This window comes from Stenotrophomonas sp. BIGb0135 (genome assembly GCF_024810105.1).
In the GTDB taxonomy this organism is placed as follows: Bacteria; Pseudomonadota; Gammaproteobacteria; order Xanthomonadales; family Xanthomonadaceae; genus Stenotrophomonas; species Stenotrophomonas maltophilia_AB.
This window is the reverse complement of record NZ_JANUDX010000001.1, coordinates 176653-198400: the sequence shown is the minus strand read 5'-3', so window position 1 is coordinate 198400 and position 21748 is coordinate 176653. Positions and strand designations below refer to the sequence as shown.

Genomic DNA, 21748 nt, shown 5'->3' with positions numbered 1-21748 from the left:
GCATTTGTTGATTGAAGTGTTCATTCGATTCTCTGAGTGGTTGTAAAAGGGGAAGATTCGGCGGTGTGATCCGTCAGTCGGGGGACGTTGCTGCGGTGGCGATGCCACGCACGCACCGCCTGGCGTGCCACAGCACGGTGCCCATGACGTACGCGTCGTCGCAGGCGACCATCAGCAGGCTGGGCGGTTCGCCGGGAACGGCCAGCATCAGCACGCTGCCGCGTTCGGCATCCAGGATCAGCGTTTCCAGCGCACCGATCGCCAGCTCCCGTCCCAGCGCGGTGGCCAGTGCGAGCATCGAACTGGTCATCGCGGCCAGGCGGTCCACGGTGCCTGCCTGCCCGCCCCGCTGCGCCAGTGCGAAGCCATCCATGCTGGCCACCACCGCGCCGTGGACGCCGGTGACATCGGCCACCAACGTGGTCAGATGGCGATCCAGCGCAGGATGCGACGCGCGATGTGGGATCGCTTCAGTCAAGGGCGTGTACCAGGGACTGGCATTCGATCTGACTCATCAGCACATCCATCAGCGTGAGCACCTGTTGCGGTTTGCGCGGGTCAACGGGAATCGCAGGTAGCGAGGGGGCGGTCGATTGCAGCCAGTGCCCGCAGTCGCCTAGCTGCGACACGGAGAAGCTGTCCTGCCTGGTCAAACCGATGACCACCGGCAGAGAGGGGCTATGGCCCGCAATGGCCTCGAGGTGGCTGATCGCCAGGTTGCGTGTGGCTTCGCTGGTGGCATCCACCAGCACGATCGCACCGCTGGCACCCTCCAGCAGGATCGGCCACAGGAACGCGAACCGCCGTTGGCCCGGGGTTCCATATAGACGCAGCCGGTCGCCACCCGGGAGGGCAATATCGCCGTAGTCCATGGCCACGGTGGTCAATGCCTTCTGTGCGCCCGGGTCGCTGTTGCGCACGTCGGTGTTTACGGCTCGCCCGCCCGCGAGGGCCTGGACCAACGTGGATTTGCCGGCGCCCATCGGCCCAAGCACCACAATCTTGTATTCCTGCATGGATTATTGGCTCCAGCGGGACCGTACATCGCGCCATCGCGTGGCCAGCCGCCCGGCCTTGGGCGGAATCGTGGGCGCATCGGTGGCAAGAACAGGCAAGGCATAGCCACTGAGATAGGCGGCGTTGAAGAACGCCTGCACCTGGTTCTGCGGAAGATTCAGGGCATCGCACGCGTGCTGCACGGTCAGCCCGCGCCTGATCAGCAGCGCACAGATGCGGAAGTCATCGTGGCGACGGGTGAGCACGCGAAAGTCCGGCCATCGACGCAATTGCAGGCAGCTATCCGCGGACAATGGTGGCATCGGTGCGCTGCCGTCCAGCACGTTCAAACCGGTCTGCCACAACAACGGCCGCATCGGCGTGGTCCTGGTGTGCCTGGAACGCACGTCAAATGCCTCGCGGGCGAACGGCTCCAGGCTCAGCCGTTCCGGTTTCGTGCCAAGTGCAATCTCCAGTTGCTTCAAGGCAATACTTGCGGGCTCGGCCACCAGCACCAGGTTCTGCTCGATGTTCAGCCAGCACAATGCGTTCTCCTCCAGGATGACAGCAGCGCAATGCAGGTGAAGCTGCGGGACCTTGTCGGCAGCCAGTCGCTGACGCAGCCGGTGCACGAACCCCAGCGGAGCGGACACCGGTTCGGCGGCGCCCGGATCTGGCGTGAAAGGAATCTGGTGGAAGCAGGTCATGGGTACTGGGCGGCGACAGCGCGGCCTTGCTGCGCTGTCGCGTGGGTTGCCTGTGCTGTGGCCGACACGGGGTCATCGGCAGGGAGAGGCAGGATGTGGAATGCATCCTGCCGTACGCGCCTGGGGTGATCAGGGGGTGCCGCGGCAGCTGACCGGAACCAGCTCGGCGGGGGTGACGCTGCTGGTGCAGGTCCACGCGCCGTCCGCAGCACGTGCGACCGTCAGCGTATCCGACGCCTTGATCTTCGATGCCGGCCTGAAGGTGCATACCAGGCTGCCCGCCCCATCAGCAGCGAACGTTGCCGCAATGGTGGCGCACGTGTCACTGGATGCTGGCAGGCCCAGCGCCGCCGGAGCAGCCACCGCAACGCCCTCGCCCACGCTCGTCTCCACACCAATCTTGCCCGGCGAGAGCTCGGCCAGCGCGGCGCCCGTCTTGGCCTTTGCCACGTAGTTCTGATACTGCGGCATCGCGATGGCGGCGAGGATGGCGATAATAGCGACGACGATCATCAGTTCGATCAAGGTGAAGCCACCTTGGCGCGAAGCCGTGTTGAGGCGCGTCTGGCTACGGAAGTTCATACATGTCCTTTGAGCAACGATAGAAGTTGGCACGACCCGTCAAAGCACCACGGATCGGCCGGGGCACAGGAGACCACTCAGGACATCAATGCAGCTATGCAAGTCCTATTAAAAACGCGTTCATTACGGCGTTTTACTAGTTCTTGCATGCCTGGCAAGCTGATCGTGGCCGAAAGAACCGCCCCCTATCACGCGCATTTCAGCCATCTCTGTGACCGCGCCAATGTGCCCCGTGCGATCTCCGCCCAAGCCGCGGCAAGCTGCGCCTTGGTGACGCAGCGAGGCACGCGACGCTTCACAAGGTGCTGTGGTAACGCGACGCTACGGGTCATTCACCGCTGCGGTCAGTCATCCGATGGCGATCGTGCCGGGGTTCTACACCCTCAACGCGCGCGCTACGCGCCGCGGATGCGCTCCGGGGACAGGACAAGCCCGGGATCTGGCATCAGCGGATACGGACGGCGGCGCATGCCGTACTGAAGGGGGCGGTGAGCGAGGCGCCTTGGACCCCGATCTCGCCGTCCTGGGCGCCCTGCTGATCGAAATGGCACAACGAGCCGACAATCGTCTGCCCAGTCTGGCCAGTCTGGCAGTGCTGCGTGCATCTGCAGCCGTCGAAAACCAGCCTCCCGCGCAGGAATGTGTTGCACGGCAGCGCTGACCGCGGAGGCCGCAGATGGGGTGCCGCCATGGCTGAGCGTGGTCGCCCACTGTCCGGGCGTGGTCATGGATTCAGAACCGCTGGCACGGGAAGAGCACACGCCGAGCAAATGCAAGAAATCTACTGAAACTACCGCTGTACCGGCCCTGCACGCGATATCAAGAGGCCGCCATAACGCCTCGAACGGAGGCAGCGCTGATCGCCCAGCAAAGGCCGGGACGAAGCGGCCTCGCCGTCATCGCCCGGGTACGCTGTCAGGCGCCGTTCAACGCTGGGCCAGCGCGAAATCCAGTCCGGCACACACCGCCGCCACTTGCGCGTCGTTGCATTCCTGCGGCGTGGTACGCGGGCTGTCCGGGTAGACCTCGGTGGTGGTCGCAAAGCGTGCATCGGTGAAGCCGGCGCAGGCACCGATCGAACGCGACTCGCCCCAGACCACGCCCTTGGACTGCAGCGGCATGCCGATCAGTTCGCCGTTGGCATCGGCCGGGGCGATATGGGTGACCTTCTCCACCGCTGCGATCAGCGCCTGCTGGAAGGCCGGCTGCGGGTCTTCGCTGTTGCCGATCACGTAGAAGCCATCGGGAATGATGTCTGGCACGAGAACCTTGCCGTCGCGTGCGCAGCGCGCGGGGTCGAACTCGTGCAGATCGCTGTCGGTGGTTTCGTGCAGGTCCAGGTGCACCAGCAGGGTGTCGCCGCGCGTGACCACCCACTGCATCAACGCACGTGCTTCTTCGATCAGGCCACCCTCGCGGAAGCTGCGGTTGGGATCGATCGCGTCGGGATTCCAACGCTGGATGCGCTCATAGCCCCACGGGCTGACGCACGGCGCAACGATGAGGTTGATGCGGCCGGCGTAGGCTTCGGCGTTTTCGTCGAGGAACTGCAGCGCGCCATGCACGCCGCTGGTTTCATAGCCGTGCACGCCCCCGGTGACCAGCGCGGTCGGCAGCGTGGCATCCCAGTCCTGGTTGACCACGGCAAACAACGGGTAGTGATCGGGCGCGTAGTCGAGCTGGCCGTACTGGACCACCTCGAAGCGTTCGCCGAGGCGTTCGAGCGCGGCCACCACGTCATCGTGGTAGCTGCGCTGGCGCTGCTGTGCCGCCCGCCATTGCGCGCGCTCGGCGTCACCCCAGGGCTGGCCGGGGGTGCCGATCGGGTAGAAATGCGCGGTGGTCATCAAGCGGCTCCAAAGATCGAATACGGTGCAGCCGGCTATTCTATCCCTGTGCGCCCAGCGCCGCTTACCCGACCGGCCGCGGGCCAGGCTGCCCGGCGCCGCCGAGCTGAACGCTGCAGCCAACCCGGGCGAACCCGTGGCGCCGGCTCACCAGGCGGCGCGCAGCCCCAACGAGGCAGTCCCTTCCCGATACCCCCCATCGCCGCGCTGCCAGCCCGCGTCGCCCCATGCGCTCCACCGCGACCCCAGGCGCACCTGCGCACCGGCCGACGCCTCAACCCGGTCGCGCGGCACGCCACCGGCCACCCGCTCGCCATCGAAGCGCAGGCGGTTGTCGCCGCTTTCGCGGATCCAGTCGACCGCCACGTATGGCTGCACGCGGTGGTGGCCGGCGGTGTTGGCATGACCGAACACCCGCACGCCCACCCGGCTGCTCAGGCCATCGGCCTCCGCGCCATCGATCACGGTGCCGTTGGTTTCGGTATGCGGGTCGGCATCGAAGGCGGTATGGCGCAGTTGCACCTGCGGCTGCACGTACAGCGCGCGCGCGCCGCTGTCGACCAGTGCGAAGGCGTACCCGACCTCGACCGACGCCGCGGTGCCGCGGCTGTCGTAGCGCTCTTTGCGCAAGGCATCGCCCTGCACGCTGTTGTCGAAGCGTGCGTGCTGCAGCGCGGCGCCTGCGTACAGGCCACGGTCACTGCCCGCGGCCTGCCGCCACTGCCCGTATACGCCCACGACCTGGCCGCTGACCTTACCGTGGGCGCGGTAGCCGGTCAGGCGCGAGGCACTGGTGTTGGTGGCGCGCCCGCTGCCCACCATCACCCCCAGTTGGCCGCGACCGACCTGCCCCCAGTCCAGTACATCCGTGCCCACCTGGACCGCCACGCTGTCGCCGCGCACATGCAATTGATCGGCAACGGCACCGTAGCGGGCGCGACTGCCGCTGACCATCGCCCATGCGCCGCGCTCGCTGCCGCCGCGCGCCGCATCACGATCCTGCGCCGTCGAAGCGAACATCTGTACTGCCGCGCGCTGGTTGGCCAGGTAAGCGCCGGGCTCCGGACGAAGCACGGGCTGCGGTGCGGGACCGGTTTCCGGCTCCGGACGCAGCTCCGGTTCCAGCGTCTCGTCGATGCATTGCGGCAGGCCGGGGTCAGCCAGGCAAGGGTCCGGCGACGGCGCGGTGCAGCCATCCGCCGTGGGATCGGTCGCGCACGGATCGGTCTCCGGCTGCAGTTCCGAGCGCAGGTACCAGTGGCCGTCAGCCGGATCGCTGTGGCTGCCCTTGAACAGGAAGTACTCGTACTGCCCACCGACGGCACGGCCGGCGAGGGTCAGCGCGGCAGCGGACACGCCATCCACCCGGATCAGCTGGATGCCATCCACGGTCTGGCCGCCGCGGCCGCCTGCATTGTTGACCACGACCGCGCCACGCCCGGCGGTATCGCCCTTCACCCACAGATGATCGGTCGGCGAGCCGTCATCACCCAGGGCGCTGTCGAACGCCAGGGTGCTGTCTTCGATCCGCAGATCACCGCGCACGATCAGGCGGTCGCCGACGCTGCCGGCACCCAGCGCAAGCACGCTGCCGTTGCGCAGGCTGAGCTGGTCCAGTTGCGACGGGCCCCACGCATTCCAGCGGCTGCTGTCCAGCTGCACGGCCAGCGACGCACCTTCGTCAGCCTGCACGCTGCCCTGCAGGCGCGAGCCGGTGGCGTGGATGTCGATGGCGGCGCCATTGCGCGCGTGCGCCAGGCCCATGCCGCCCGCCACCTGGACGTCGCTGTTGTCCAGTTGAACGCCCAGGCGCGCACCGTTGTCGGCCACCAGCGCCTGCGCGCCACGGCCGATCAACGACGAATCGGTGGCAGTGACGCGGTTGATGCTATCGGCTTCGCCGGCAAACACCACCGCATCGCCCCCATCCAGCACGCTGCCGGCGCCAAGGTCCAGCGTGTTGTCCTGGCCGCGCAGGAACTGCACCGCGTGACTCTGCGCCGACCTCACGCCGGCGTGCTGCAGGCGCAGCCGCGCGCCGATGCCGACCGGCGTGCCGTTGTCCTGGTAGCCGGCCAGGATGCCGACGCTGCCAGCGCCGAAGGTGGTCACCGTGGTGTCGGCCAGGGTAACGTCGGCGCGGTAAACCACGCCCGGTCTGCCGCTGATGCTCCAGCGCATCGAACGCGCATGGATACCGTGCGCGCCATCGCCGGTGGTCGTCACGCTGGACCCGTCGCGCATGGCGAGGATGCCGCCCATCATGCTGACACCCGCAGCGCCCTGCCCGGCCGTCGTGAACTGCGTGCCGGTCACGTCCACCGCATTGACCCCGGCCACCCCCATCGCGTGGGACTGCACGCCGGTCGTACTCACGGTGCTGCCCTGGACCGTGATCTGGCCGACCTTGTCCAACGCACCCGTGCTGCTGTCGAACGTTGTCGAACTGAACAACAGTCCAACCGCCTTGTCGCCACTGGTACGGACATCCGAATCCACGATCACCGCGTCATAGACCACGCCATTGTTGTAGTACTCGGCGCCGTAGTACGACAACGCGCTCATTTCATCGCCGCGGGTGACCACCTCGGTGCGCTCCATCCGCAGGTTGCCACGATCAATTCGGACGGCTTCGCGGCCAGCGCCGCTGCCACTGGCGTGATTGATCACCCGGGAGTCGTAGATTTCCGCGTGGCCGTAGGTAACCGGCTGGATGAATTCCAGCTCGGCGTCACGAATGATCACGGTCTCGGCGGCGACGGCCGCCATCGGCGCCAGGGATACCGCAAGGGCGGCAGCGACGGCCAGGCACAACGTGTTGCCACGCAGGGAGGGAGCATTCATGGGAGGCATCCAGAAGAAGGAGAGCAGCGCCGCGCCACGCAGACATCGCGGGGTGCGATGCCCTGCGAAAGCGGCAACCGGGTATCACGGGCGGGCGAAGGGCGAGGAAACCGCACGCAATCGCATGTCGCGCCCGACCTCCTTTGTGGCGCATTGTCCGGATGTGCGTGCCGGACCCAATGCAACTAGTACGAAATGCGCGGCGCGGCGACGCCTGGTTCATTTGGCGTAAATGCCCACGAAAAAGGGGCCGGTTTCCCGGCCCCCTTCATCTTCTTCATCAGCGGAGGGTGATGTCCATGCCGACTCACGGCCGGCCGTCCCCCATCAAGCCGCCTGCACTTCCTCATAGCCATTGAAGCGCATGTCGCTGGTCGCCCTTCCCTGGGTGAGCGAGCGCAGCGCGGTGGTGTAACCGGCGAGCCGCGCCAGCGGCGCATAGCCCACCACCTCCACCTGCGCGCCATGGTCCTCGATCGAGGCCACCCGCCCGCTGCGCCGGTTGAGGTCGCCCACCACGTCGCCGACATTGCCCGACGGCGCATGGATGGCCACTTCCATCACCGGTTCCAGCAGGCGGGTGCCTGCCGTGGCCAGTGCCGCCTTGAGCGCCTCGCTGCCGGCCCGGTGGAAGGCCATCTCCGAGGAGTCCTTGGCGTGGGTCTGGCCGTCGGTCAGCACCACCTCGATCCCGACCACCGGATGTCCACGCGGCCCTTCTTCCAGTGCCGCGCGCACGCCCTTCTCCACCGCCGCCACGAACGACTTCGGGATGACCCCACCGACCGTGCGGTCGATGAAGCGCACCGCGTCGTCGCCGGTGGGCGTCACATCCACCAGCACCCGGGCGTACTGGCCCTGGCCACCGGTCTGCTTGACGACCTTGCCTTCCACGCCCTGCACCGCCCGCGCCGGGGCTTCCTGGTAGGCCACGCGGGGCGCGCCCACCTTGACCGGCACGTTCCACTCGCTGCGCAGGCGCTCGACCATCACCTCCAGGTGCAGCTCGCCCATGCCCCAGATCAGGGTTTCCCCGGTCACCGCATCGGTAGCGACGCGGAACGAGGGGTCTTCCTGCGCCAGGCTCGACAGGCCCTGGCTCATCCGGATGAGGTCGGACGCCTTCTCCGCGCCCAGCCGCCACGCCAGCACCGCGTGCTGGGCATGGATGGTATCCAGCAGCAGCGGCGCAGATGGCGCGCTGAGCGTTTCACCGCTCACCGCATCCTTCCAGCCGATCACCGCCACGATGTCACCGGCAACCGCCTCGGTGATGTCGCGGGTCTGGTCGGCCTGCACCCGCACCAACCGACTGATGCGGCGGCCCTGTGCGTGCTGCGAGCTGGCCACCTGGTCGCCCACCTTCAAGGTGCCCGAGTACACCCGCACGAAACTCAATGCGGCATGGGCCTGGTGGGTGATCTTGAACAGCAGCGCGGCCAGCGGCCCGTTCGGGTCCGGCGGCAACCGCACCTCGCTCTCGCCACGCGTCGCCACCACCGCAGGACGGTCAAGCGGCGACGGCAGGAAGTCGACGATCGCATCCAGCAGCGTGTCGATGCCCTTGCTCTTGAACGCAGCGCCGGCCAGCACCGGCACGCCGGCGCCCGCCAGCGTGGCCCGGCGCAGCGCGGCGCGCAGCGCGGCATCGTCCACCACCGCGCCCGCCAGCCAGGCATCGGCCAGGGTGTCGTCGTGATCGGCGACCGCCTCGATCAGGCGCAGGCGATGCGGCTGCCACTGCGCCTGCTGTTCGGCGGTCCAGTCGCTGCGGGTCGGGTTGCCGGCGTCGTCCCATTCCACCACCTGCCGGGCGATGAAATCGACCCAGCCGTGGAAGTGGTTTTCATCGCCAAGCGGCCAGCCCACGGCCCACGGACGCGCCTGCAGCTTGTCCTGCAACTGGGCCAGCACGCGTTCGAACGAGGCGCCGATGCGGTCCATCTTGTTGACGTAGGCGATCAGCGGCACGCCATGCCGGCGGGCCTGGTGCCAGACGGTCTCGGACTGCGGCTGTACGCCATCGACGGCGGAGAACACCGCGACCGCGCCGTCGAGCACGCGCAGCGAGCGCTCCACTTCGATCGCGAAATCGATGTGCCCGGGGGTATCGATCAGGGTCAGCCGATGGTCCTCGCCGCCGCGCGGCGCCCAATGCGCCTGCACGGCCGCGGCGCCGATGGTGATGCCGCGCTCGCGTTCGATCGCCGAGAAGTCGGTGGTGGCCGCGCCATCATGGACTTCGCCGACGCGGCGGATCTCGCCGGTTTTCCACAGCAGGCGTTCGGTGAGGGTGGTCTTGCCGGCGTCGATGTGGGCGATGATGCCCAGGTTGCGCCAGTGGGAAAGGGTGTGGGTCGTGGTGTTCATGGTGATTGCTCTCATCGCCAACATCGAGGAGCCGCACGCCGCCGTTGGCTAACGGGCGTGCGGCCAGGTTTGGGGCTCGGCGATCTGGTGCATGGCACGTTCTCCTTTGCATGGGTCATGAAGCGCTGAAACGAAAAGAGCGCCCGGTTGGGCGCTCTGTCTGGGGTCTTTCAGGGTGACCGGAAACCGGTCAACCGCCTGATGAGCCGCAGGGCAGACGCCCCCGTACCGCGCTTGCGCGGGTCTGGGTAAAAAACGTCAGGAGCGGCATCGAGGTCATGGCGGCGGAATCGGGTGGATGCGCGCATTCTAGACCTCGTCGCGGCATGCGCAAGCCTTTATTGCACTCATGCATGGAACGCTGAGGCGCCCGGTGGCGGATAGGCTCCAGCCATGTTGCACATTGCCGACGATACGTGTCCCGTATATGCGAATGGGTCGCAATTGCATAATGCGGCGAAATCCCTAGAATGCTCCGGGCAAACGTCGCCCCAGGCGACGCGAACGACGCGGGTCGCGGCTCCGGGCCGCCTTGCGCAAGCCAGTCCCCGCACCCCCTTCCGTGCCTTCGAGTCATCCGTCATGCCCTTCCCCACCGAATCCTCCCGCCGGTTGCGCCCCAACCTGCTTGCCTTGGCCTGTGTGCTGGCCGCTGCCGGCGTGTTTCCCGCGCACGCGCAGACCGCGACCGATCTCGACGCGGTCAAGGTCAATGCCTACCGCGCCGCCAACAGCACCAGCGGTGCCACCAAGACCAGCACCAGCATTGCCGAAACGCCGCAGTCGGTGTCGGTGATCGAGCGCGCCGAACTGGATGCGCGCGGTGTGCAGTCGCTCAACGATGCGATGCGCTACGTGGCCGGGGTGAGCCTGGAAAGCAGCGGCATCGACAACCGCGTCGATGACTTCCGCATCCGCGGCTTCGATGCCGGCAGCTGGTCCAACAACGTCACCCTGGACGGCATGCGTGCGCCGCAGGGCAGCCAGTGGAACCGCAGCATGTTCGACAGCTGGAACCTGGAGCGCGTGGAGGTCCTCAAGGGGCCCTCGGCGGTGATGTACGGGCAGATCGCCCCCGGCGGCATGGTCAACCAGGTCAGCAAGACCCCCACGCCGGACCAGGCGCAGCAACTGCGCCTGGGCGTGGATGCCAATGGCCAGTACAGCGCCGCCTTCGACGTGGGCACCGGCACCGCCGACAACGACCATCTGTTCCGCCTGGTCGGCCTGTACCGCGATGGCGACACCCAGATCAAGCACACCCGGCAGACGCATGGGTTCCTGGCACCCAGCTACACCTGGCAGATCGCCGCGCGCACCCGCCTGACCCTGCTGGGCCTGTACCAGAAGGACGACGGCGGCTCGACGTACCAGTTCCTGCCGGCCGCCGGCACGCTCAACCCGACCCGCTACGGCTACATGAAGAACAGCACCTTCATCGGCGAGCCGGGCTGGAACACCTTCGACCGCACGTTGTGGACGGCCGGCTGGATGTTCGAGCACGCGTTAAACGACCACCTCACCCTGACCCAGAGCGCGCGCCGCACGCATGTGGATTCGCTGTACCGGGGCGTGGTCACCTTTGGCGCACTCAACGCCGATGGCCGCACCCAGAACCGTCGCGGCGTGATGGGCACCGGCGACTCGGACGGCGACACGTTCGATACCCGTCTGCAGGCCCGCTTCGCCACCGGTGCGGCAGACCACACCGTGCTGCTGGGCTGGGACTGGCAGCGTGCCGACTGGGAAGGCGTGCGCAGCGCGATGAGCAGCCCGCGCCCGATCGACATCTTCAACCCGGTGTACTCGACTTACGCGCCCACGCTGAGCACCGAAACGCCCACCGCCGGGGTCAACCGCCAGAGCGGCGTGTACCTGCAGGACCAGATCGCACTGGCAAACTGGCGCCTCACCCTGGGCGGGCGGTATGACTGGACCAAGGACGACAGCAGCAGCGCCAACCGCAATATCGCCACCGGCGTTTCCACGCCTGGCGGGCACAGCGTGATCAAGAGCGAGGCATTCACCGGTCGCGCCGGCCTGCTGTATGTGTTCGACAACGGCCTCACCCCGTACGTCAGCTATGCCGAGTCGTTCCAGCCCTCGACCAAGTCGCCGCTGGACAGCTTCACCCAGACCGCGTTCGAGCCGGTCACCGGATCGCAATGGGAGGCGGGCCTGAAATATCAGCCGGCCGCCGTCGATGGCCTGCTTACGCTGGCCGTGTACGACCTGCGCCAGCAGAACATGATCGTCGACGATCCGGTGGCCAGCCACCGCAACTGCGGCGCCACCGGCACCGCCACCTGTTCGATCCAGGGCGATGAAGGGCGCGTGCGTGGCATCGAACTGGAGGGCCGGATCACTCCGATCGAGGGCTTCAGCCTGATCGGCGCGGCATCGCGGATGGACTCGGAGATGATCCGCTCGGCCCCCTACAAGGGCAAGGCGCTGGCGATGGTGCCCGATTACACGGCCTCGTTCTGGGCCGACTACACCTTCCAGGGCGGCGCACTGCGCGGCTTGAGCCTGGCCGCCGGCGCCCGCTACAACGGGGTCAGCTATGGCGACAGCGCCAACCTCTACCGGATCCCGTCCTACACCCTGTTCGACGCCGCCATCCGCTACGACCTCGGCCGCATCGGCGGCACCGACGTGCAACTGGCGCTCAACGGCAGCAACCTGGCCGACAAGCGTTTTGTCTCGACCTGCACCGGCGTGTCGTCGTGCTACTACGGCAGCGGTCGCACGGTCATGGCGACGGCGAGGTTCGGCTGGTAACTCCGCCTCGGCGGGTCACCGGCAGCGCCGGGCGCTGGCTCACCTGTCTTCGTGTTTGGAGCCGGCCGACGGTTGGCGTTTTGGTGGCCTTGATCGGGATGCGTGTGCAGCCGACCAACGGTCGGCTCTACGGACTGTACTTCGGTACGTTACCTGTGCAGCCGACCAACGGTCGGCTCTACGGACTGCGCTTCGGTACGTTACCTGTGCAGCCGACCAACGGTCGGCTCTACGGACTCCGCTTCGGCACGTTACCTGCGCAGCCGACCAACGGTCGGCGCTACGGACTTCGCTTCGGCACGTTACCTGTGCAGCCGACCAACGGTCGGCTCTACTGACTGCGCTTCGGTACGTTACCTGTGCAGCCGACCAACGGTCGGCTCTACTGACTGCGCTTCGGCACGTTACCTGTGCAGCCGACCAACGGTCGGCTCTACGGACTTCGCTTCGGCACGTTACCTGTGCAGCCGACCAACGGTCGGCTCTACGGACTCCGCTTCGGCACGTTACCTGTGCAGCCGACCAACGGTCGGCTCTACGGACTGTACTTCGGCACGTTACCTGTGCAGCCGACCAACGGTCGGCTCTACGTTGGGTCGGCCACTACTACCAGGGGCACGCCGCGCTGCGGGTGGCGCAGCACGATCACCGGCTGCTGGTAGACACGGCCCAGGGTGGCTTCGGTCAGCACCTCGGCCGGCGTGCCGTCGGCCGCGATCCGGCCCTGCTCCAGCAGCACGATGCGGTCGGCGTGGCCGGCGGCGAGGTTGAGGTCGTGCAGGACCACGATCACGCAGGCACCGGCATCGGCCAGGCCGCGCACGGTGCGCAGTGTGCGCTCCTGGTGGCGCAGGTCCAGCGCGGCGGTCGGCTCATCCAGCAGCAACAGCGGGGTCTGCTGCGCCAGCACGCGCGCGAAGGTGGTGCGTGCCGATTCCCCGCCCGACAACTGCTGCACCTCGCGTTGGCGCAGTGCCTGCAGTTCCGCCGCGTCGATCGCCTGCTCCACCTGTGCGTCATCGCGTGCCGGATCCGGCGGATGCGGCAGCCGCCCCATGGCCACCACTTCCTCCACGCTGAAGGCGAAGCGCACGCCATGTTCCTGCGGCATCACCGCGCGCTCCCGCGCCAGCGGCCCGGCCCTGTAGCCGGCCAATGGCTGGCCCTGCAGCAGCACCTCACCGGCATCGGCGGGCAGATCGCCGGACGCCACCGCCAGCAGGGTCGACTTGCCCGCCCCGTTCGGGCCGACCAGCGCGGTGACGGTGCCCGGCACGACGTCCAGGTCGATGCCGTGCAGGATCTCGCGCTGCTGGCGACGCACGGTCACCCCGCGCAGGCGCAACAAGGGACTCATGGGGTCTCCTTGCGACGTTGCTGCAGCACCAGCCACAGGAAGAACGGCGCGCCCAGGGCTGCCGAGAACAGCCCCAGCGGAATCTCCGCCGGTGGATCGAGCGTGCGCGCGGCGGTATCGGCCACCACGATCAACACCGCACCGAGCACGCCGGACACCGGCAGCATCCAGCGATGTCCCGGGCCCACCAGCATGCGCGCCACGTGCGGCACCACCAGGCCCACGAACGCCACCGACCCGGCGAAGGCCACCGCGGCGCCGACCAGCAACGCACTGAACGCCACCAGGCGCCGCCGGGTGCGCGCCACGTCCAGCCCCAGGTGCTGGGCCTGGCGCTCCCCAAGCGCCAGCATGTCCAGTGGCGTGGCCAGGCGCTGCAATGCCAGCACGCCGATGGCGAACAACGGCGCCACCGCGGCGACGTCGCCCCAGCTGGCACGGGCCAGCGAGCCCATCTGCCAGAACACCAGCGACTGCAGTTCGCTCTCGCTGGCGATGTAGGTGAGGAAGCCTATCAGCGCCGAACAGAACGCGGCCATCGCGATCCCCACCAGCAGCAGCGTGGCGTTGCCGCTGCCCTTGCCCGGGCGCGCCAGCACGTAGGTCAGGCTGATCGCCAGCGCCCCGCCGACGAACGCGGCCACCGGCACGATCCAGCCGGCGGCGCCGGCCGCACCGAGCACGATCGCGGCCACCGCCCCCAACGCCGCGCCCTGGCTGACGCCGACGATGCCGGGGTCGGCCAGCGGATTGCCGAACAGGCCCTGCAGGCTGGCGCCGGCCATCGCCAGTGCCGCCCCCACCATGGCGCCCAGCAGCGCGCGCGGAATGCGCAATTGCCATACCACTGCCAGGTCGCGAGGGCTGACCGACTGCGGGTCGGCCAGCCCCAGCTTCACCGCGATCGCCTGCAGTACCTCCAGCGGCGGCAACCGCAACGGCCCCACCGCAAACGAGGCGAGCACCGCCAGCAGCAGGGCCGCTGCCGCCAGCATCAGCATGCCCCGCCCCCTGCGCCGCCGCCGATCCGCCGGACTCATGCCGGCGGCAGCGCCGCCAACGCCCTGGCCAGCGCCAGTGCGCCCACGCCGGAGCCGACGCTGGCGTACTTGAGCTGCACATCGGGCATTACCCAGACCCGGTTGGCCTGGCCGGCCGGGGTCTGCTTCAGCGTCGGATAGGCCTTCCACAGGCCATCGGCGCCGCCGAACAACTGCAGGTCATGCTCGGTGACCAGGATCACCTCGGGTGCGGCAGCGACCACGCCCTCGTTGCTCAACGCGGAGTAGTTGGCCACGCCGGCTTCGGTGCCGATGTTGAGACCCCCGGCCAGGGTGATCAGCTGGGCCGATGCACTGTCTGCGCCGGCTACCGTCGGCGCGCCGCCGGCCCCGGTGGCCGAGACATGGATCACCCGCGGGGCGTGCCCACTGGCCTTGCCGATCGCAGCGGCCTGGTCCAGCTGCTGCTGCACCTGGCCCGCCAACTGCTCGCCGGCGGCGGCAAGCCCGAGTGCGGCGGCGATCTTGCGCACCTTGTCCGGCGCCGGCTGCAGGTCGTCGACCACCACCGCCGGCTCACCGACCGCGCGCAGCTTCTGCGCCAGCTCGGTATGCCGGCGCAGGCTGTTGCCAAGGAACAGCGAGCCCTGCAGGCTCAGCACGCCTTCCACGCCCGTGGTGCGGTTGAACAGGAACTGGTGCGGCGCGGCGCGGCCGGACGCGGTGGTGGTGTTCTTCGGCGCGGCGAACACCTGCGCCCCCAGGCCGAGCGCATCGATCACCGCGATCACATCATCACCGCCAACGATGATCCGACCGGTGTCGTCCACCTCCACCTCGGCGCCGTCGTCGGAGCGCACCTTGGCCGGCAGGACGGCCGCCTGGCCGGTCAGGCTCGGCAGCGCGCCACCGTCAAGCCGCGTCCAGCCGGTCGGCAGTGCGGGCGCGGCGTCGGCGCCCTTGCTGGCGGTCACCGCGGCCGTGCCTGCGTCGGCCGCCGGCGGCGGCGCCGTGCCTCCGCAGGCAGCCAGCAACAGGGCGGTGGCCAGCGGCAGCAGCCGCGCGCAATGGGTCATGTTCATGTCGTTGCTCCTTCGGCAGGACGGCACGCTGCCGCCCTGCCCTGTGGCTTATGGCTGGCGCAGTGCGATACGGGTGATGCGGTCGCCCTTGGCATCGTCGGTGCCACGCGATTTGTTCACCGCGAACACGTTGCCCTTGCCGTCCGCACGCACATGGTTGGGGAAGGTGCCGCCGTCGAGGTTGCCGACCACCTTGCCGCTGCGGTCGACCACGGTCACCGTGCCGGCACCGCGGCTGGTCACGTAGGCCAGTCCGGTCTTCGCGTCGAAGGCCACGTTGAGCGCGCCCGCACCCACCGCCACGTCGTGCAGCACCTTGCCGCTGGCGACATCGACGATGAGCAGGTTGTCGGTACCCTGCGAGGCCACGTACAGGTGGTTCTGCTGCGGGTCGTAAGCCACGCCGGACGCACTGATCGAATTACCCAGGTCGATCACCTTGTCGACCCTGCCGCTGGCCACGTCGATCACCGCTGCTTCAGGGGTGCCGATGCTGACCGTGAACAGCTTGCCGCTGGCCTCGTCGAGCACCAGGCTCATCGGAGTGAACTTTCCATCGTCCACGCCCGAGGCCAGCGTGATCGGCGCCAACGCCTTGAACGTCTTCGCATCGAACACCGACAGGTGGTCTTCGCCGGTGGCCGAGGCAAACACCTTGCCGCGCTTGGCATCGACCACCACGTCGCGGGCGTGCGGCACGATCCCGACCGGGAACTGGTGCACCAGCGACAGGTCCGACTGGCGATACACCGCCACGCTGTCCTGGCGGGTGTTGGTCACCCACACGTTGCCGTTGGCATCGTCCACGCCCACGCCGTACACCGCGAATACGCTGCCCCCCTTGGCATCGGGCACCTGCGCCGGCGTGATCGCCTTGACCACCTTCAGACTGCCAGGGTCCACCTTGAGCAGCTGCGACCGGGTCACCGGCGGACGGCCGACCGCGGAGGTCACGAACACCGCGTTGCTGGCCGCGCTGTAGGCCGACTGGTACAGGCCCTGCACCAGCTTGTTGGACTGGCTGGCAAACCGCTCCTGCCCCGACAACGGCAGCTGCGGCGACACCCGCAGCTTGAGCACGGTGGCGGCGGCCGGCTGGCTGGCACGCACGACCACCGGGTGGGTGCCCGGCACCGCGTCGGCGGGGATCTGCAGCTGGGTCTTGAAGTTGCCCTCGGCATCCACGCTGAGCGGCTGCGCGTTGAGCACGGTCTCACCGCGCACCAGGCTGACCTGCTGGCCCGGCACGAAGCCGCGGCCGATCACCTCGGCATGGCTGCCGGGCACGACATTCTCGCCGCGCGAGACGACGGTGCCCTTGAACACGCTGGCGGGCTGGTCGAACACCGGCTGTGCGTGGCTGGCCACGGCCAGCAGCAGGCCGGCGGCCAGGGTGGAGAGACGGAGTGAGGAATGGAACGACATGACAGGCTCCTTGCACGGGGTACCGCGCATCGCGCGGCGGTTCATCGATTGCCTGGGCCGGTGCGAGGGTGCACAGGGAGCCTGGGTAGCGGGTGCGCGGCACGGCGCGCGGTGGTTCAATGCGGCAATCAGGGCTGCGCCGGCGCAGCTTTGCTGCGGTCGTCCACGCCATACAGCGCGGCCAGCGTGGCCTGCAGCGAGGCCTGCAACATCGGGCCATGGCCGAGGCCGTCGAATTCGCGGTACTGCACCTCGAGCCCCGGCACCTTGGCCAGGCGCTGCGAGAGCTGCATGGCCGCATCCGGCGTGGCGCCGCCGATGCGGCGCAGGTGCGCGACCACGCGCGGATTGGTCAGGTCGCGCGTGCCGCGATCGCCGATGCGCTCGGCGCCGCCGAGCATCACCCACACATGGGCCTTCTGGCCATGCTGGTTGGCCAGGAACTGCTGCTCCATGTCGCCGAGCGGGGCACCCTGGCTCCACCACAACGACGGGCTTGCCGCGACGTAATACTGGAACGCGGCCGGCCGGGTATACAGACTGCTGAGCACGAACAGCCCGCCCAGCGAATGCCCCCACAACGCCTGCCGCCCGCGATCGATATTGGCGCGCTTCTCCACTTCCGGCTTGATCCGGCGCTCGATCAGGTCCTGGAAGGCGAACGCACCGCCCCCGACCACGGCCGGCGTGCCGTTTTCGTCATCGGCCCGATCGATCCACGCGGTGTAGTCGGTGGTGCGCGCGGGCGAGTCGATCCGCAGGTCGTTGTCGTAACCGATGAATACCAGTACCGGCGCCGCCCTGGCCGCCAGCTGGGTGAGCAGCGGCTGGTCCATCACCAGTGCGGCCGCATTGCCATCGAGCATGTACAGCACCGGCGCGGGCGCCTTGCCAGCGCGCGCGGGAATGCCGATGTTGACCTGCCAGCGGCGTTGTCCGTCCGGGCTCTCCAGGGTGAAGCGCTCGAAGCGGTAGCTCTCGGCCTTCTGCTCGAAGATCGTGTTGCTGACCCGTTGCTGCGGGTTGCGTTGCTGCGCAGACGCCGACGGCACGGCACAGGCCAGGCCGAACAGCAGGCCGGCGAGCGGCAACAGGGCGGGCAAGCGGCGACCGCAGGCGGCAAAGGACAACGTCATGGGCACTCAGGGGCGGCGGCGACAGGCCGCGCACCCGCTTCACATGGGGACGACGCAGTCTACCCCAAATGCGAATGCTTATCACATCGATCGGTGTGTCGACGTGTATCGTCCACGCCGTGTTTCACTCCGCGTTGCAGGCGCTCCGGCCTTCGCCCACCGTGGCAACCGCCTTGCCACCCGGCGCGCTCGGCAGCCAGCCACGCAGTGACATCGCCGCCGGCACCGATGCCGGCCGCTCGCCGTCGGCGATGACCAGCTCGCGCCAGGTGCCTACCGGCTCCAGCTCGGCCAACCGTGCCTGGCGGTCATCGGCGGTGCTGAAGGTTGCGTCCGGATCGTCGGCAGCGGCGGTGGCACCGTGCGACGTCTTGACCGCGCGCACCTGCAGGCCCTGCCCGGCGACGTGCCGGGTACTCACGGTGAACTGTTCGCGCCCGTAGGCCCAGGCGTTGCTGCCGGTGGACGCCACTGCCGCGTCCGAGGACGGCACCTGCAACGTTTCGCCGCCGATGCCCTGCACCATCGCAACGCCGGTCAACGTGCCCATGTACTGCATCATGCGCAGCGCCTGCAGGTCTTTCCCGGCCAGGCGCTTGCCGCTACCGGTTTCGCCGACGGGATTGATCCACCCCTGCTGCGAGCAGAGGATCAGCAGCACCGGCTGGCCCTCGCCCTCACCGACGCGCAGCAGCGTATCGCCGTTGGCGAACTGCTGCAGCTGGCCACGGAACACAGGCTTTCCATCGCTCCCGCCCTGCGTGAACGTCACGTTCGGGCTGCGCTCCAGCAATGGCTCGATGGCGCCGGGCGCGGCGCTGGCACCGGCACTGAACAACGCAATGGCCAACAGCGTGCAACGCGGGAACACAACAGACATACAGACAATCCTTTGCAATGGCATCGACGTGCGGCCGACGCGGAACGGGCGAGCATCATACGCCGGTACCGCACATGCGAAGGCCCGACCGAATGGCCGGGCCTTGGCACGATATTCAACTGGCAGACGACTTATTCTTCCTCGTCCTGCCCGCCCTGCTGTGCAGTGCGCTCGCGCTTCTGGTCCTGGTCCTGTTGCTGCTGCTGGCCCTGGCGCTGCGGGTCGCGCTGCTGCTGTTGCTGGCCCTGCTGGCCCTGCTGGCCCGGATTCTTCTGGTCCTGCTGATTCTGTTGGTTCTGCTGCGGGTTCTGGTTGGTACCCATCTGTGCATCTCCGGAATGCGGCAACGAAATGATGCCGGTGGATGCACCCTAGACGCGATGAGGTTACCGGCGCGTGCGCTGCCTGCCATCATGCGTAGACGCCATCGACATCTCGGTAAACAATTCAGAACGCGGCCGCGAACGTCCACTCCGGTGTCACATGCGCACGGTGGCTACCGCGCGCGAGCCGCCGCCTGACATGCGCATGCACAGGTAGAGCCGAGCCATGCTCGGCTGCTCTAGCGTGACACGCACCAGGCAGAGCCGAGCCATGCTCGGCCGCTCTAGCGTGACACGTACCGGGGTAGAGCCGAGCCATGCTCGGCTGCGTCGCGCACGCCGTGCGTCAGGCCCGCGCCACCATCGCGATGATGGTGTCCGCCAACTCCTGTTGCGCCTGCTGCGGCGTGATATCCCCGTTCACCGCCGCATACGAAAGGCCTTCGGCGGCGCCGAGCATGCCCCACAATCCCGCGGTCGGAAGCACGCCGTCGCGCGCGAACGGGGCCAGCAGGGTGCGGCACTGCTCGATGAAGATCGCCTCGTACTCGCGCTTGATCCGCGCCAGTTCCGGCGAGCCGGCCAACGCTGCGATCACCCCGGGGATCTCACGCCCCTGGGTCTGCACGCAGGCCACGTAGGCCTGCGCGATCACCCCGGCCTTGTCCTGCAGCGTCGGGCCACTGGCGGCCAGCGCGGCGTCCATCACCACGCCCTGGCGCTGGTCGAAGTCCCGGTACAGCGCCGCCAACAACCCGGCCCGGGTCCCGAAATGGTCATACACCACCGGCTTGGTGACCCCGGCCTGTTCGGCCAGTCGACCCAGGCTCAGGGCCTCGGTGCCCTCCTCGCGGACCAGTTGCCAGGCCTGGGCAAGCAGTTGCTGCAGCCGGTCGGCGCGGCTGAGGCGTCGGCGTGGCGAGGGCACAGCGGCACTGGGCGAGCTTGACATGGCTATATACCAATCGTAACTTAAGGGTCGTAACTTACCAAAAGTATACCGCCACCCGCCCCCCAACGTCATCGGACAGCCCATGCATACCCTGATCGTCATTGCCCACCCCGACCCGACCTCCCTCACCCATGCCGTCGCCGCGGAAGTCAGCCGCGGCATCGCCGCCGCCGACCCGGCCGCCAGCGTGGAACTGGCCGACCTCAGCGCGGAAGGCTTCGACCCGCGGTTCACCCGCGCCGACCTGGACGGCCACCACCGCCGGCAGCCCTTCCCCACCGATGTCCTCGCCGAGCAGGCGCGCCTGGATCGCGCCGACGCGGTGGTGCTGGTCTTTCCGGTGTATTGGTGGGCGATGCCGGCGCAGCTCAAGGGCTGGATCGACCGGGTGTTCTCCAATGGATGGGCGTATGACGATGCCGGCGACGGCGCTGTCCGCAAGAAGCTGGGGCGACTCAGGGTGCACCTGCTCGGCCTGGGCGGCGCCGATGAACGTACCTGGAGCAAGCGTGGCTACGATGTGGCGATGAAGACCCAGATCGAGACCGGCATCTTCGACTACTGCGGCGCCCCGGTGGTCAGCGCGACCGTGCTGCTGGCGGTGGACGCAGGCGACGCGACGCCGCATCTGCAGGCCGGCTACGCACTGGGTCGGTCGATCGGGCAGGACGCGCGTTCCTGCTTGCCCCAGGAAGGTGCCGCTCCCATCTGAGGAGCGCCTGGTTGCAAAGGTCGTTGCGGAGTGAGCGCGAGCTACCCATGTTGACGGCAAGTACCGCCGGCGCGTGGAGGCGGCGGGTGTCTGCGTTCGGGGTTACCGCGAGCGCTTGGGCTTCGTAGCAGCCGGCAGGCCCTCGGCGCACATGTTCCCCGGCCGCAGCCGGCCTCCTGCTTTATTCTGCCCAGAGTCCTGCCGGCTGCTGCTATGGCACTCGCTTGCGGTAGAGGCTGAGAGCCGAGCACTCTTCCAGGCGCTGGGTGGGAGACGTACCAAAAAAAACGCCCCGCGATGCGGGGCGCTTTGGTCCAGCGTGGTGCAATCGGTCAGACCGCCGGTGCGGCGGGGCCGAAGCGGTTGTCGCCCGGGGTGCCCGGCAGCACGTAGAACACCAGCAACACGATGCCCGCGAACGGGATCATCCCCAGCAGCATGAACCAGCCGGACTTGTCGGTGTCGTGCAGGCGGCGCACGGACACCGCGATAAACGGTACCAGCGTGGCCAGGATGAAGAGGATGACGATCGCGCCGAACAGCATCGTCAGCACGTCGCTCCCCATGGCCGCACCAATCCCCATGCCGATGTAGCCGACCACGGTGACCAGCATGACGAACAGGTAGAACATCCAGAATTCCTTGCGGCTGGCACGGCCGTCGAACTGGGCGTAACGGGTAAGCGGGATCAACATCGAATTCATGGGATTCACTTCATCCTGAAAGTGTAAAGACCTGCCTCTCCATGGCCGC

The 21748-nt window shown here is 68.1% G+C and carries 19 protein-coding genes; 3 read left to right on the top strand and 16 right to left on the bottom strand.

Annotation, left to right across the window (positions count from 1 at the left end):
* Positions 1–73 precede the first annotated feature (73 nt).
* The 4 genes from M2421_RS00840 to M2421_RS00825 all read right to left on the bottom strand — a co-directional run bounded on the left by M2421_RS00840 (position 74) and on the right by M2421_RS00825 (position 2285).
* Positions 74–478 carry a roadblock/LC7 domain-containing protein gene (locus M2421_RS00840; RefSeq protein ID WP_259202626.1) on the bottom strand — a complete coding sequence of 135 codons (405 nt, stop codon included), beginning with the start codon at positions 476–478 and terminating at the stop codon, positions 74–76.
* Positions 471–1016 (bottom strand): ATP/GTP-binding protein, encoded by a 546-nt coding sequence (locus tag M2421_RS00835; RefSeq protein ID WP_259202625.1) that lies wholly within the window; start codon positions 1014–1016, stop codon positions 471–473. The genes M2421_RS00840 and M2421_RS00835 overlap by 8 nt, the downstream gene beginning before the upstream one ends.
* A gap of 3 nt (positions 1017–1019) precedes the next feature.
* Entirely contained in the window at positions 1020–1703 is a 684-nt protein-coding gene (locus M2421_RS00830; protein WP_259202624.1) for a hypothetical protein, read from the bottom strand.
* Positions 1704–1832: 129 nt separating this feature from the next.
* Positions 1833–2285, bottom strand: a complete 453-nt coding sequence (locus tag M2421_RS00825) for a pilin (RefSeq protein WP_310439078.1) — start codon at positions 2283–2285, stop codon at positions 1833–1835.
* Between the two features lie 502 nt (positions 2286–2787).
* Here M2421_RS00825 and M2421_RS00815 point away from each other — a divergent pair.
* Positions 2788–2946, top strand: coding sequence for a hypothetical protein (locus M2421_RS00815; protein WP_259202623.1), 159 nt, complete (start codon positions 2788–2790; stop codon positions 2944–2946).
* Between the two features lie 265 nt (positions 2947–3211).
* Here M2421_RS00815 and M2421_RS00810 read toward each other — a convergent pair whose 3' ends face one another.
* From M2421_RS00810 to fusA, 3 genes are all read right to left on the bottom strand, one after another.
* Positions 3212–4132 carry a M14 family metallocarboxypeptidase gene (locus M2421_RS00810; protein WP_259202622.1) on the bottom strand — a complete coding sequence of 307 codons (921 nt, stop codon included), beginning with the start codon at positions 4130–4132 and terminating at the stop codon, positions 3212–3214.
* Between the two features lie 147 nt (positions 4133–4279).
* Complete coding sequence (locus M2421_RS00805; RefSeq protein ID WP_259202621.1) at positions 4280–6976, bottom strand: autotransporter outer membrane beta-barrel domain-containing protein; 2697 nt, start codon at positions 6974–6976, stop codon at positions 4280–4282.
* Between the two features lie 327 nt (positions 6977–7303).
* Complete coding sequence (gene fusA / locus M2421_RS00800) at positions 7304–9346, bottom strand: elongation factor G (RefSeq protein ID WP_259202618.1); 2043 nt, start codon at positions 9344–9346, stop codon at positions 7304–7306.
* Positions 9347–9928: 582 nt separating this feature from the next.
* Here fusA and M2421_RS00795 point away from each other — a divergent pair.
* Entirely contained in the window at positions 9929–12127 is a 2199-nt protein-coding gene (locus tag M2421_RS00795; protein ID WP_259202617.1) for a TonB-dependent siderophore receptor, read from the top strand.
* Between the two features lie 586 nt (positions 12128–12713).
* On the opposite strand, the gene M2421_RS00790 is transcribed toward M2421_RS00795, so the two are convergent.
* The 8 genes from M2421_RS00790 to M2421_RS00755 form a co-directional block, all read right to left on the bottom strand.
* Complete coding sequence (locus M2421_RS00790) at positions 12714–13484, bottom strand: heme ABC transporter ATP-binding protein (protein WP_259202615.1); 771 nt, start codon at positions 13482–13484, stop codon at positions 12714–12716.
* Entirely contained in the window at positions 13481–14524 is a 1044-nt protein-coding gene (locus M2421_RS00785; protein ID WP_259202614.1) for an iron ABC transporter permease, read from the bottom strand. Before M2421_RS00785 ends, M2421_RS00790 begins: the two co-directional genes overlap by 4 nt.
* The gene (locus tag M2421_RS00780) at positions 14521–15567 is read right to left on the bottom strand and encodes an ABC transporter substrate-binding protein (protein ID WP_259202613.1); all 1047 of its coding nucleotides are present in this window, start codon (positions 15565–15567) and stop codon (positions 14521–14523) included. Before M2421_RS00780 ends, M2421_RS00785 begins: the two co-directional genes overlap by 4 nt.
* Positions 15568–15615: 48 nt before the next feature.
* Positions 15616–16992, bottom strand: coding sequence for an ATP-binding protein (locus M2421_RS00775; protein WP_259202612.1), 1377 nt, complete (start codon positions 16990–16992; stop codon positions 15616–15618).
* A gap of 128 nt (positions 16993–17120) precedes the next feature.
* Positions 17121–18128, bottom strand: coding sequence for an alpha/beta hydrolase-fold protein (locus tag M2421_RS00770; protein WP_259202611.1), 1008 nt, complete (start codon positions 18126–18128; stop codon positions 17121–17123).
* A 124-nt stretch (positions 18129–18252) separates the two neighbouring features.
* Positions 18253–19008 carry a hypothetical protein gene (locus M2421_RS00765; protein ID WP_259202610.1) on the bottom strand — a complete coding sequence of 252 codons (756 nt, stop codon included), beginning with the start codon at positions 19006–19008 and terminating at the stop codon, positions 18253–18255.
* Positions 19009–19139: 131 nt separating this feature from the next.
* A complete protein-coding gene (locus M2421_RS00760; RefSeq protein WP_259202609.1) occupies positions 19140–19331 on the bottom strand; it encodes a hypothetical protein in 192 nt (63 codons plus the stop codon).
* 346 nt (positions 19332–19677) lie between these two features.
* The gene (locus M2421_RS00755; RefSeq protein ID WP_259202608.1) at positions 19678–20283 is read right to left on the bottom strand and encodes a TetR/AcrR family transcriptional regulator; all 606 of its coding nucleotides are present in this window, start codon (positions 20281–20283) and stop codon (positions 19678–19680) included.
* An 82-nt stretch (positions 20284–20365) separates the two neighbouring features.
* Between M2421_RS00755 and M2421_RS00750 the strand changes: the two genes are divergently transcribed.
* Complete coding sequence (locus M2421_RS00750) at positions 20366–20995, top strand: NAD(P)H-dependent oxidoreductase (RefSeq protein WP_259202607.1); 630 nt, start codon at positions 20366–20368, stop codon at positions 20993–20995.
* A 332-nt stretch (positions 20996–21327) separates the two neighbouring features.
* Here the strand turns inward: M2421_RS00750 and M2421_RS00745 are convergent, their stop codons facing one another.
* Entirely contained in the window at positions 21328–21699 is a 372-nt protein-coding gene (locus M2421_RS00745) for a DUF805 domain-containing protein (protein ID WP_259202606.1), read from the bottom strand.
* Positions 21700–21748: the final 49 nt, after the last annotated feature.